Genomic DNA, 12,270 nt, shown 5'->3' with positions numbered 1-12,270 from the left:
ACGTCACGCCGGTTGTACGCGGACTCGTCGTGAATCCGAAGCAGATTCACAGGCCGGGTCCGTAATGTTCGGTTCCATGACAGCCCAGCACGGCGATGTGACCGCGAACCCCGACAGTCCCCGCTCCACGAGACGATTCCCCAGCCGGCGTTCCGTGCTGGCCGGCACCGGTTCGCTGAGCATCGCCGGGTTGCTCGCCGCGTGCGGCGTCGGGTCATCCGACGACGACTCCGCATCGAGTGCGTCGTCGTCGGCGTCGAGTGGGTCGGTCGCGGCGTCGGCCTCGGTGACCGCTGCCGACCGCGAGATCCTCGACGGGCTGCTCGCCAAGTCGCCGGCATGCCCGCTCTCCAAGGACGTCACCGAGGGCCCCTACTGGTTCGACGTCGACCGCATCCGCTCCGACATCCGCGAGGATCGCCAGGGCGTCCCGCTCGAACTGGCGCTGCGCGTGGTGGACCTGGAGAACTGCACCGCCGACGGCGACGGGACCCCGATCCGCGACGCCGTCGTCGAGATCTGGCACTGCGATGCCCTCGGCATCTACTCCGGCTTCGAGGCGACGTCGAGTCAGCCGAACGGCGGCCTGGGTGCTCCCGGTGGCGACGGTGCACCGCCCGCCCCGCCGAGCGGTGCGCCCGGTGGTCCGCAGCCCCGCGACGGCGGCGCCCCGCAGATGCCCGACTCCGGTGTCGCCGACTCCGACGGCTCCTACAGCGAGGGCGAGCCGCAGAGCAAGACAACCGATTCCGAGAAGCACCTCCGTGGCGCCCAGCCGACCGACCAGAACGGGATGGTGTACTTCACCTCGATCTTCCCCGGCTGGTACTTCAGCCGGACCGTCCACATCCATGTGCGAGTACACATCAACCGCAAGGAAGTACTCACCACCCAGCTGTACTTCGACGACGAGCTGAGCAACAAGATCTACAGCACCACCGCGCCGTACAACACCCACACCAACCGCGACACGACCAACGCCACCGACCACATCTTCGACGCCACAGGGCTGCTGCAGGCGTCGCAGGCCGGCGGAAAAGTCTATGCGGCAATCAACCTGGGTGTGGATACGTAGTCACGACTGACGGGGCGTCGGCGGCTCGGTGCGTCGCACCCTGCCTCGCTCCGTGTCCTGACCAGCCCACCTCTCCCTGAAACCAGGGGAAGATCGCCTTCTGACCAGCCCGCTTCCCGAAACCAGGGGAAGGTCGCCTTCTGACCAGCCCGCTTCCCGAAACCAGGGGAAGGTCGCCTTCCCCTACTTTCGCTGCCTTCCCCGTGTTGCAACCCGGGGAAGGAGTCGAAACCAGGGGAAGGTGCGCTTTCCCTACTTTCGGGTAACAACGGTTCGGCTGGGCTCCGAAACCAGAATGGGCCCGCTTCGTCGAAGGCATGTCCCGGTGTGTGGAACCACTGCTCGCCAGGTTTCCTGCCCCGGGCCCATACCCCACACACCGAAACCAGGGGAAGCTCGTCTTCCCTTGGTTATCCAATGTTCCCCTAACTGCAACACGGGGAAGGTGGCGAAAGTGGGGGAGCGTCACTTTCCCCCACTTTCGGGCGGGTGGGTGACGTAGCGGCGGTAGCCGGACCGACGACGCGCTATCCACAGTCTGCGATATCCCCAGGTTTATCCACAACCTGTGAATTGTTGTCCGAATGGTCTCGATTCGGCTGCGAGCATCGGCGGATGACCGACATCGACGGCTTCGACTTTCGTACTCGAGAGAGTTCTGACGACCGGCGATCCTTCGCCGGAACGTGATCCGGACCGGTGCGACCGATCAAGATCTCCGACGTGCCGTGAACGACAACGCGATCGGCCGGATTCGCTGGGGAGCGTATCTGCCGGTCGAGACGCGAACGGGCGTCGACTCTCATGAGATCCAGATGTATCGATACCGCGAGATGATCCGGGCTGCTGTCGAGACCGGAACGGACCGAAGGTTTCTCAGTCATCAGTCCGCGGCGGTCGTGCACGGACTGCCGATGCTGAACCCCGACCTGACGACGGTGAACTTCACCGCGGTGAAGTCCGGTCGTACATCGCCCGGTCTGATCGTTCACCAAGCACGGATCACCGAATCCGACCTCATCACCATCACGGGCACAACGCTGACATCGCTCGGTCGTACCGTGTGCGACGTCGCCCGTTCTGGCACACTGCGCCAGGCGATCTGCGTCGTCGATGCCGGCCGGGCGATGGCTGCAGCAGGAGGAAGACCTCGATCTCGACGGTGTCGTCGGCCGCATGACCGGCCTCCACGGAATGCCCACCGTACGTTTGGCGATCGAGCACTCGGTGGAGGTATCGGGGAGTGTCGGCGAATCACTGAGCCGGGCCATCATGCTCGAGGAGGGGGTTCCGGTGCCCGAATTACAAGTTTTGGTGGAGCTTGCGGACGGCAGTACCAAATTCGGCGACTTCGGCTGGCGTGACGCGGAGGGTCGGCTGTGCGTCGTCGGCGAGTTCGACGGCCGATTCAAATACCACCGAGAATCCGCGGCGAGTGGTGGGCGTCTGGCCGAGGACGTCATCTACGACGAGAAGCTGCGCGAAGACGCCATTCGCGACTGCGGGATCATCGTCGTCCGATGGACGTGGGACGACCTACGCAATCCGCGGCGATTCCGGGAGAAGATTCTGACCGCGCTTCGTCGTGCCGGGCTGCTCACCGAGCTCGACTGAAAGTAGGGGAAGGAGATCCTTCCCCTACTTTCGCAACCTTCCCCGTGTTGCAACCAGGGGAAGATGGAGAAACTAGGGGAAGGTGACCTTCCCCTAGTTTCGGCACGCCGCCCTGGTTTTGGTGCTTCCCCTAGTTTCGGCACGCCGCCCTGGTTTCGGTGCTTCCCCGGGTTTCGGACCTTCCCCGGGTTTCGGGACCTCAACCGGGTGAAGATCCGAAAACCGCAGTGGCTCAGCCGATATGCATCGGCATGGTGGGTGGGCCGTTGGGGGTGAGGCGGTCGGTGTCGTCGGATCGGCCGGTCAACGACTGTGCGTAGGCCACACCGAGGGAGAGCAGCAGCAGTCCGACGACGATGAAGGCGATGGCCCGGAACAGGCCGTCGAGTGCGGTCAGATCGAACAGGAACAGCTTGGCCACCGCGGCGCCGATGACGCCGAGGCCACCGGTCATCGCGAGGGTCTTCGGGGTTCCGTGCAGGCGGCGCGCCCACAGCAGCGCGATCACCGCGGTCGACGCCCAGACGATGGTGGCCGCCATGTGTCCGGCGCGGAAGCCGCCGTCGGTGCCGTCGCTGACCCATGCGCCCAGCGACACACACAGGATGGTCAGCAGGCCCAGGCTGATCAATCCGGCGAGCATGACGATCGAACCCTGGGTGTTCTTGTCCGACACACGCATCCAGCAGTAGGCCAGCACGGTGACGGCGGCGACGGCGAGTGCGGCACCGACGGCGAGGGTGATCCGGAGCGGTTCGGCGACGGCGTCGGCGGTGAGGACCTGGTCGAGCGCACCCTGGCCGAGCATCACGAGCAGGCCGAAACTGCCGAGGACGGTGCCGATCACACGGAGGGCGGTGGCGAGCTCACCGGCGTAGCGGACGCTGAGTCCCATGGCCAGTGCGACGCCGAACAATCCGAGGGTGGCGCCCTGCGCTCCTGCTGCGAGTCCGATCGCGATGGCACCGGACGCCGCACCCGCCGACAACCAGACGGTGCGGATCTGCAGCGGTGCGGTGGTGATCAGTTGTGCGGTGAAGGCGAGGACGACGAGCAGGATGCCGGCGCTCGCCAGCATGATCGCGGCGATCGGGTGGCCGAGCAGATCGGTGGCGCCGATGATCGGCAGCACACCGACCGGTGCGATCAGGGCGAGCAGCATCGGGTGAGAGGTGGTGCGCAACAGGCAGACCGCCGAACCGAGGGTCAACAGGAAGGCGGCGGAGGCGACCAGGACGAACTGGACGACGGTGGTGTCGCCGGGGGCGACGAGGAGCAGCGCCGGCGGGATCACCGCGGCGACCGTGTTCAGTATGTACATCGCGGTCCAGTCGCGGCCGAGTTGCACACCCAGCGATGCGGTGGCGTAGACGAGCAGGAAGACCACGAGCGTCAGATCCACGCCGCCGGTGAGGAACGGCGCCAGGATCAACAGTGCCACCGCGAGTGTCACACCGAGGGGCTGAGAATCCCACCAGCGGGCGATGCCGAGTCCGGCGGCGGCGACAGCACCGGCCGCGATCAGCCCGGCGGTGCCCGGAATCCAGTGATAGAGCGAGGTGGCGGCGAGGATGGTGAACCAGGCGGTCGCGGTGCCGGTGGCCACCAGACCGAGTGCCCCGGTGCGTTTCTCCGGTGTGCGGCCGATGACGACGCCGGCCCCGAACAGGACCGCGGCGAGGACGGCGCCGCCGGCCACCCGGAGTTCGGGCCGCAGCCACCCCGCCTGGGCGGCGGCCACCAGCAGCAGGATGACGCCGATCAGGGTGATCGCGACACCGACGAAGGCGAGGACCTTGCCGATGGTGCCGCGCTCGGCGGCGGCGGCGATCCGGTCGCGCAGCGGGATCGAGGGCTGTCGCGGCGGCAGCGGGACGCCGGGATGCTGTCCGGGACCGGGATAGGGGGCCATCTGCGGGCCGAACGGGGCCATCTGTGGGCCGAACGGGGTGACCGGCGGGATGTGGGTGATCGGCGGAACCGGCGGGCGGGGCCCGGGCGGCGGATAGGGCGGGGCCATCGGCGGCATCGGTGCGGTGACGCGCGGCGGGACGAGGGGGCGAGGCCCGGCCGGGTGCGGGGTGGCGGGATCGGGGGAAGGAGTACCGGGGGAAGCAGTGGTCATGCGTTCCAGCCTCGCGGCCACCGCCGCCTCGCGGATGCGTGAAACTACTCAGATCACCTGAGTACTTGACCGTCGGGGACCCGGGGACCAGGGCAAACAGCGACCAGGGCAGACAGCGGTCAGGACAGGCCGTGCTCCATGGCATAGCGGGCCAGTTCGACCCGGTTGCCCAGCTGGAGCTTCCGCAGGGTGGCGCCGATGTGGTTCTCCACGGTCCGGGGGCTGATCGACAGCCGTTCGGCCACCTGCCGCGACGAGAGGCCCTTGGCCACATGCCGCAGCACCTCGGTCTCGCGCTCGGTCAGGGCCGGGGCGTCGGGCTCGGGGGAGCGCGCCATCCGACGGTACTCACCGAGCACCAGCCCGGCCAGCCCCGGGGTGAACACCGGTTGTCCGTCGGCGGTGGCCCGCACCGCCGCGATCAGCTCCGACTTCTGGGCGCTCTTGACCAGATACCCGGTGGCACCGGCCTTGATCGCCTCGAGGACGTCGTCCCGCTCGTCCGACGCCGACAGGATCAGCACCCGGGCGCCGGGGCTGCCCGCGATCACCGCGCCGGTGGCCACCGCGCCCGTGCCGTCGGGTAGGTGCATGTCCATCAGCACCACATCCGGTCGGCTGGCGGGGGCCAGGCGGGTCGCGCGGTCGACGCTGTCGGCGGTGGCGACCACCTCGAAGCCCTCGTCGGCGAGGTCCCGGGCGACGCCGTCGCGCCACATCGGGTGGTCGTCGACCACCATCACCCGGATCGGGGCGGGCGCTGCGGTCTCCGGTTCGGTCACGGTGCACCGTCCTTGTTCGTTCGGGGAGAGTTCGTTCGGGTCGGGGTCGTCTGCGTCGCGATCGGGATGGTCAGCTCCCATTCTGTGCCCGCACCGGGTGCCGTTTCCAGGTGTGCGGTGCCACCGAGCTGTTCGATCCGTCCGACGATGGATCGCGAGATCCCCATCCGGCCCTCGGCGACGGCGGCGTCGAGGCGGCCGTCGGGAATGCCGACGCCGTCGTCGCGCACCGACAGCACGATCTCGTCGTCGAGGTCCTCGAGCAGCATGAACACCCTGGTACCGGCGCCGGCGTGCCGGTCGGCGTTGTCGAGGATGTTGCGGACCGCGGCGACGATCTGGGCGACCGACGATGCGGCGAGCGGCACCGGGTCGGGCGGCGCGCTCACCGACACCGACTCGGTGACGAGTCCGCGCAGTGCCGCCGTCAGGTCGACGTCCGCCGTCGGCGCGGGGAGGGCCGTGTCGGTCGCCGGGATGGCCGGGCTGTCGGCGATCAGTCGCCGGAGTCGTCGTTCCTGCTCGGCGGCGAGATCGGCGAGTTCGGCACTCGGTCCGCCGATCTCCCGGCCGCGGCGGGTGATCAGCGCCAGCACCTGCAGCACGCCGTCGTGCACCTCGCGGGCGAGCCGTTCGCGTTCGGCGGCCGCGGCGGCCACACGCACCGCGGCGGTGAGCTTCTCCGCCGACACCCGGGCACGGGTGGCGGCCATCCCGACGGCGAGTCCGGCGGCGACGATCAGCAGGATGGTGGCATTGCGGCCGAAGTTCAGCATCAGCTCACCCTTGACATAGAAGTTGGTGAGCCCGATCACCAGGCCGCCGGCCACACCCCACCACGGGCCGCCGAGCAGCGCCGCCGACAGCATGCCGTTGGCGCAGAACAGGGTGGTGGGCCAGGTCTGGTTGCCGGTGACCCAGGCGTCGTCGGCGACGTACGACGTCGACAGCATCATCACCACGAACACCGACAACTCGATGGCCACGAACCACCAGCGTCGTCCGAAGCCGACGAGATAGCCCGTCGCCCACCACACGTTGGCGGCGGTGAGCAGACCGAAGAGCGCCCACGTCAGGCCCGGACGGGTGAGGTCGGCGTCGATCGCGATGAGGAACCCGAGGGCGTAGACGAACGACACCAGCCGGAAGATCTGCGCGGCCCGCCACAGCGGGGCGACCGGATCGCGATCGTCGTTCACATCTCCCATCCTCTCTCATCCGGTCCGCTGACCAGCGTGTTTCAGACATGAGTGAACTTCGCTCAACTTTTTTCGAGAATCGGGAATGATCCGCGCAGGACACCGGTTGAACCCTTCGAGAAACCTGAGTCATCAAGACTCAACTTGAGTTGACCGCACCGACTCGACCCGGTAGGACATTGAGTCGGACGCACTGAAGTCGAGTCCTTGGCCCAGGTTTGCACAGACCACTCCCCGCGGTGGTGCACCAGCTCGACCCGGGGCCATGACTTGGGTGCATACCCGGATACATAGGAGGAATCGCAAAGATGTCTCGTGCTGTCGGAATCGACCTCGGCACCACCAACTCCGTGGTCGCCGTCCTCGAAGGTGGCGAGGCCACCGTCATCGCCAACGCCGAGGGCTCCCGGACCACCCCGTCGGTTGTCGCGTTCGCGCGCAACGGCGAGGTGCTCGTCGGGCAGCCGGCCAAGAACCAGGCGGTCACCAACGTCGACCGGACCATCCGTTCGGTCAAGCGCCACATGGGTGAGGGTGACTGGACGGTCGCCATCGACGACAAGAAGTACACCCCGCAGGAGATCAGCGCCCGCACGCTGATGAAGCTGAAGCGCGACGCCGAGGCCTACCTGGGTGAGGACGTCACCGACGCGGTCATCACCGTGCCGGCATACTTCAACGACTCGCAGCGTCAGGCCACCAAGGAAGCCGGTCAGATCGCCGGCCTCAACGTGCTCCGCATCGTCAACGAGCCCACCGCCGCGGCACTGGCGTACGGCCTGGACAAGGGTGAGAAGGAACAGACCATCCTGGTCTTCGACCTCGGTGGCGGTACCTTCGACGTCTCGCTGCTCGAGATCGGCGACGGTGTCGTCGAGGTCCGTGCGACCTCCGGTGACAACAACCTCGGTGGTGACGACTGGGATCAGCGCGTCGTCGACTGGCTGGTCGAGAAGTTCAAGAGCACCAGCGGCATCGACCTGACCAAGGACAAGATGGCCATGCAGCGTCTCCGTGAGGCTGCCGAGAAGGCCAAGATCGAACTGTCGGCATCGCAGTCGACCTCGATCAACCTGCCCTACATCACCGTCGACGCCGACAAGAACCCGCTCTTCCTCGACGAGCAGCTGTCGCGCAGCGAGTTCCAGAAGATCACCTCGGACCTGCTCGAGCGCACCCGTGCGCCGTTCACCGCGGTGATCAAGGACGCCGGCATCTCCGTCGGCGACATCGACCACGTCGTGCTCGTCGGCGGTTCGACCCGTATGCCCGCCGTCACCGACCTGGTGAAGGAACTGACCGGCGGTCAGGAGCCCAACAAGGGCGTCAACCCCGACGAGGTCGTCGCCGTGGGCGCCGCTCTGCAGGCCGGCGTGCTGCGCGGTGAGGTCAAGGACGTGCTGCTGCTCGACGTCACCCCGCTGAGTCTCGGTATCGAGACCAAGGGCGGTGTGATGCACAAGCTGATCGAGCGCAACACCACCATCCCCACCAAGCGCTCGGAGACCTACACCACGGCCGAGGACAACCAGCCGTCGGTGCAGATCCAGGTGTACCAGGGTGAGCGTGAGATCGCCTCGCACAACAAGCTGCTCGGCAGCTTCGAGCTCGGCGGTATCGCACCGGCCCCGCAGGGTGTCCCGCAGATCGAGGTGACCTTCGACATCGACGCCAACGGCATCGTGCACGTCACCGCCAAGGACAAGGGCACCGGCAAGGAGAACTCGATCCGCATCCAGGAGGGCTCGGGCCTGTCCAAGGACGAGATCGACCGGATGATCAAGGACGCCGAGGCGCACGCCGAGGAAGACCGCAAGCGTCGTGAGGAGGCCGAGACCCGCAACCAGGCGGAGTCGCTGGTCAACCACACCGAGAAGTTCCTCAAGGACAACGAGGACAAGGTCCCGGCCGAGGTCAAGACCAAGGTCGAGGCGTCGATCGCCGAGGCCAACGAGGCCCTCAAGGGCACCGACATCACCGCGATCAAGTCGGCCATCGAGAAGCTGTCGGCCGAGTCGCAGGAGATGGGTCAGGCCATCTACGCCGCATCGGCCGCCGAGGGTGGCGACGGTGCAGCCGCAGGTGACGCCTCCGGTTCCGCCGACAGCGACGTCGTGGACGCCGAGGTCGTCGACGAGCCGACCGGAGACAACAAGTGACGCAGGCGGACCCGCACGGTCCGGCCGGTGACGAACCGATCACCGTGACCGACAACCGACGGGTCGACCCGGAAACGGGTGAGGTCCGCGGCCAGGGTGAGTCCACCCCGGCGGACGGGAGCGATTCGGCTCCCGCCGCCGGGGCGGCCCCTGCCCCGGAAGAGTCCGCCACCGCGGCGTCCGACGAGGTCGCCGAGCTCACCGCGGCACTCCAGCGCGAGCGTGCGCAGTTCGCCAACTTCAAGCGGCGTTCGGAGGAGGAGAAGCAGGGCCGGGTGGCCTACGGCAAGCAGGTGCTGATCGAGAAGCTGCTGCCGATCCTCGACGATCTCGACCGTGCCCGCGAGCACGGCGATCTCGAGACCGGACCGCTGCGCGCGGTCGCCGACAAACTGGTCGGCACCCTCGACTCCGAGGGCCTGGTCAAGTTCGGTGAGTCGGGCGACGAGTTCGATCCGGATCTGCACGAGGCCGTCCAGCACGACGGCAGCGGCGCCGAGCCGGTGATCGGTTCGGTCTACCGCAGCGGATACCGATTGGCGGACAAGGTTATCCGGACCGCCATGGTGACCGTCACCGATCCGGTCCCGGCAGTCGGTGACGCCGCAGGCAGTGGTGCATAATCACCTGCACACCCTTTCGGTGGTGCGCTGACGCCGACCCCGGCGCGCGCACCACCGAAACCGGTACAACCGAAGACCGGCACGACAACAGACACAACTTCATCCAGACACGTTCATATCGAAGGAGGTGACGTCTGGTGGCTCCGCAACGAGAATGGCTCGAGCGGGATTTTTACAAGGATCTGGGCGTTGCTTCTGACGCTTCGTCTGAAGAGATCAAGAAGGCTTACCGCAAGCTCGCCCGCGAGCTGCACCCGGACGCCAATCCCGGGGACACGAAAGCCGAAGAACGATTCAAGCGGGTGTCCGAAGCGCACAGCGTGCTCTCCGATGCCGACAAGCGCAAGGAGTACGACGAGACCCGCGCGATGTTCGCCGGCGGCCGATTCCGCGGGGGCGGCAACGGTTTTCCCGGTGGCTTCCCCGGCGGGGGCGGCGGAACCCGGTACTCCACCGACAGCGGTGCCGACTTCAACATCGGCGATCTCTTCGGCGGCGGTGGCGGCGAGTCCGCAGGCGGTTTCGGTGACCTGTTCGAGGGCCTGTTCAACCGCGGCGGTGCCGGCGGTGGCCGGGGTACCTCCACGGCGACCCGCCCCCGGCGTGGCAACGATCTCGAGACCGAGACCACGCTGACCTTCACCGATGCGGCATTGGGTACGACCGTCCCACTGCGGGTGACCAGTCCGGCCCCCTGCACCACCTGCCACGGCAGCGGTGCCAAGCCGGGCACCAGCCCGCGGGTCTGCCCCAACTGCAACGGTTCGGGATTCGTCAGCCGCAACCAGGGCGCCTTCGGGTTCAGCGAACCCTGCCAGGACTGCCAGGGCACCGGCTCGCGGATCGACGATCCGTGTAGCGACTGCGACGGCAGCGGCGTCAAGGTCCGCGCCCGCACCATCAACGTCCGTATCCCGGCCGGTGTCGAGGACGGCCAGCGTATCCGGCTGGCCGGTCAGGGCGAGGCCGGACGCCGCGGCGCACCGTCGGGCGACCTGTACGTCGTCGTCCATGTGACCCCGGACCGGGTGTTCACCCGCAATGGTCACGATCTGCGCGTCCAGCTGCCCGTCTCGATCTCCGAGCTGGTGCTCGGCGCGACGGTGTCGGTGCCGACGCTCGACGGCTCGGTGGGCGTCAAGATCCCGCCCAACACCACCGACGGCCGTACCCTCCGGGTCCGCGGGCGCGGTGTGCCCAAGCGGGCCGGCGGTGCCGGTGACCTGCTGGTGACCGTCAAGGTGGAGGTTCCCCGCAAGCTCGACGACGCCGCGGTGGAGGCCATGAAGGCCTACGCCGAGGCCGAGCGGGCCGGCGGATTCGATCCACGGGCGGGCTGGGGGCGATGAACCATGGCCGCAGTACGCAAGAACCCGAATGACCCCAACGCCACCTTCATGATCTCGGTGGCGGCCGAACTGGCCGGCATGCATGCGCAGACCCTGCGCACGTATGACCGGCTGGGGCTGGTCACCCCACAACGCACCAGCGGCGGCGGGCGACGGTACTCCTCGCGCGACGTCGAGGTGCTGCGCGAGATCCAGCGTCTCTCCCAGGAGGAGGGCGTCAACCTCGCCGGCATCAGACGCATCATCGACCTGACCAATCAGGTCGACGCCCTGCAGCAGCGCGTCCGTGAGCTGCAGGGCGAGGTGGAGGCGCATCGGTCACGGCGCGGGGGCGAGCTCGTCCCGGTGCCGCGGACCAATGCGCTGGTGGTGTGGCAGCCACGCCGCCGGCGCGGGACGGAGTGAGGCGGGCCGACCCCACGGTCGCCGGCCCACACGCCGGCCCACACGCCGGCCCGACCCGGCCGGCCCCAAGCACGTTCACAGCAGATCCGATCCTCAGGTGGCCTGTCGCCGCCTGAGGATCTCGCGTTAACCTGTGGCGTTGACGAGAGGTCGTGGGCAAGCGCGGCCGGGAGAGGAGAAGACGGGTGAGCCAGCCTACGGAGTTCTCCGTCGCCGAACCGGCCGTGTTGGGCGTGTCGGTGCTCGGCGAGGAGATCGCGATGGTGGTGCGTGACGCCACCGGCGACATCGTGGCCAGCAATCTCGTCGAACTCACCGATGGTGCCCCGGCCTCGGCGGCCGCGGCCTTCGCCGATCTGGTCGAGTCCGCGCCGTTCCGGGTCGCCGACATCGTGATCGCCTGCGCCCGCGACGACGTCCGCGCCCACCTCGAATCGGTGATGCACGGACCGTCTGCGCCCGCCTGGGCGTCGTCGGTGGGCTTTGTCGACCTGCCCTCGGTGCTCGCCCAGGCCGCGCGCCGCGAAGCCGACGGTGTGGTGGTCGCCGTGGCCCTCGACGGCTCCGGTGCGGTGGCCGCGGGCCGGACCATCGCCCTGGTCGACGCCTCGCACGGGACCGCGGTCGAGGCTCTGGAAGTTCCTGTCGGACAACAGGTCCCGGTGACATACCCGGAGGGCCTGCAGCCGCTCGCCGACTATCTCGCCGCATCGTCGGTGCCGCGTGTGGTGTGTGTCGGCTCCGGCGCCGACACCCCCGGCGTGGTGGGCGCGATCGAGTCCGCCGGTGTACGGGTCACCGTGGTCCCGGCACCGGTCTTCGCCCTGGCGCAGGGAACCACCCAGCTCCTGGCCACCACGACCCACCGGAGCACGCCCGCTGTCGGCGCCGCCGCACCCGTCCCGGTCGCCGCGGTTGCTGCCGCCGTACCGCCCGGTG

The 12,270-nt window shown here is 68.1% G+C and carries 9 protein-coding genes and 1 pseudogene; 7 read left to right on the top strand and 3 right to left on the bottom strand.

Annotated features, from left to right (window positions below; genetic code table 11):
* Positions 1-76: 76 nt before the first annotated feature.
* Complete coding sequence (locus GD1_RS05915; RefSeq protein WP_059036397.1) at positions 77-1,075, top strand: intradiol ring-cleavage dioxygenase; 999 nt, start codon at positions 77-79, stop codon at positions 1,073-1,075.
* A 1,113-nt stretch (positions 1,076-2,188) separates the two neighbouring features.
* Positions 2,189-2,689 (top strand): hypothetical protein, encoded by a 501-nt coding sequence (locus GD1_RS25380; RefSeq protein ID WP_202926773.1) that lies wholly within the window; start codon positions 2,189-2,191, stop codon positions 2,687-2,689.
* Between the two features lie 232 nt (positions 2,690-2,921).
* Here the strand turns inward: GD1_RS25380 and GD1_RS05905 are convergent, their stop codons facing one another.
* From GD1_RS05905 to macS, 3 genes are all read right to left on the bottom strand, one after another.
* Positions 2,922-4,814 carry a DUF2339 domain-containing protein gene (locus tag GD1_RS05905; RefSeq protein WP_083533899.1) on the bottom strand — a complete coding sequence of 631 codons (1,893 nt, stop codon included), beginning with the start codon at positions 4,812-4,814 and terminating at the stop codon, positions 2,922-2,924.
* 119 nt (positions 4,815-4,933) lie between these two features.
* Positions 4,934-5,554, bottom strand: coding sequence for a response regulator (locus GD1_RS05900; RefSeq protein ID WP_059036396.1), 621 nt, complete (start codon positions 5,552-5,554; stop codon positions 4,934-4,936).
* A 38-nt stretch (positions 5,555-5,592) separates the two neighbouring features.
* Positions 5,593-6,804 carry a MacS family sensor histidine kinase gene (gene macS, locus GD1_RS05895; protein WP_083533898.1) on the bottom strand — a complete coding sequence of 404 codons (1,212 nt, stop codon included), beginning with the start codon at positions 6,802-6,804 and terminating at the stop codon, positions 5,593-5,595.
* A 299-nt stretch (positions 6,805-7,103) separates the two neighbouring features.
* On the opposite strand from macS, the gene dnaK reads away from it, so the two are divergent.
* The 5 genes and pseudogenes from dnaK to GD1_RS05870 form a co-directional block, all read left to right on the top strand.
* A complete protein-coding gene (gene dnaK, locus GD1_RS05890) occupies positions 7,104-8,954 on the top strand; it encodes a molecular chaperone DnaK (RefSeq protein WP_020790090.1) in 1,851 nt (616 codons plus the stop codon).
* Complete coding sequence (gene grpE, locus GD1_RS05885) at positions 8,951-9,577, top strand: nucleotide exchange factor GrpE (RefSeq protein WP_059036306.1); 627 nt, start codon at positions 8,951-8,953, stop codon at positions 9,575-9,577. Before dnaK ends, grpE begins: the two co-directional genes overlap by 4 nt.
* Positions 9,578-9,714: 137 nt before the next feature.
* Positions 9,715-10,926, top strand: coding sequence for a molecular chaperone DnaJ (dnaJ, locus tag GD1_RS05880; RefSeq protein WP_053776289.1), 1,212 nt, complete (start codon positions 9,715-9,717; stop codon positions 10,924-10,926).
* Positions 10,927-10,929: 3 nt separating this feature from the next.
* A complete protein-coding gene (locus GD1_RS05875) occupies positions 10,930-11,331 on the top strand; it encodes a heat shock protein transcriptional repressor HspR (protein ID WP_059036304.1) in 402 nt (133 codons plus the stop codon).
* Between the two features lie 185 nt (positions 11,332-11,516).
* Positions 11,517-12,270, top strand: a pseudogene (locus GD1_RS05870) (hypothetical protein); the annotation flags it as partial.

Origin of the sequence: Gordonia desulfuricans NBRC 100010, from assembly GCF_001485495.1 — a bacterium.
Classification (GTDB): Bacteria; Actinomycetota; Actinomycetes; order Mycobacteriales; family Mycobacteriaceae; genus Gordonia; species Gordonia desulfuricans.
Note: the sequence above shows the minus strand (reverse complement) of the source record. Positions and strands in the feature narration are given on the sequence as shown.

Coding starts and splice junctions, on each gene's coding strand:
- GD1_RS05915 (WP_059036397.1), top strand. CDS start 77: ATGACAGCCCAGCACGGCGATGTGACCGCGAACCCCGACAGTCCCCGC.
- GD1_RS25380 (WP_202926773.1), top strand. CDS start 2,189: ATGCCGGCCGGGCGATGGCTGCAGCAGGAGGAAGACCTCGATCTCGAC.
- GD1_RS05905 (WP_083533899.1), bottom strand. CDS start 4,814: ATGACCACTGCTTCCCCCGGTACTCCTTCCCCCGATCCCGCCACCCCG.
- GD1_RS05900 (WP_059036396.1), bottom strand. CDS start 5,554: ATGGTGGTCGACGACCACCCGATGTGGCGCGACGGCGTCGCCCGGGAC.
- macS (WP_083533898.1), bottom strand. CDS start 6,804: ATGGGAGATGTGAACGACGATCGCGATCCGGTCGCCCCGCTGTGGCGG.
- dnaK (WP_020790090.1), top strand. CDS start 7,104: ATGTCTCGTGCTGTCGGAATCGACCTCGGCACCACCAACTCCGTGGTC.
- GD1_RS05875 (WP_059036304.1), top strand. CDS start 10,930: ATGGCCGCAGTACGCAAGAACCCGAATGACCCCAACGCCACCTTCATG.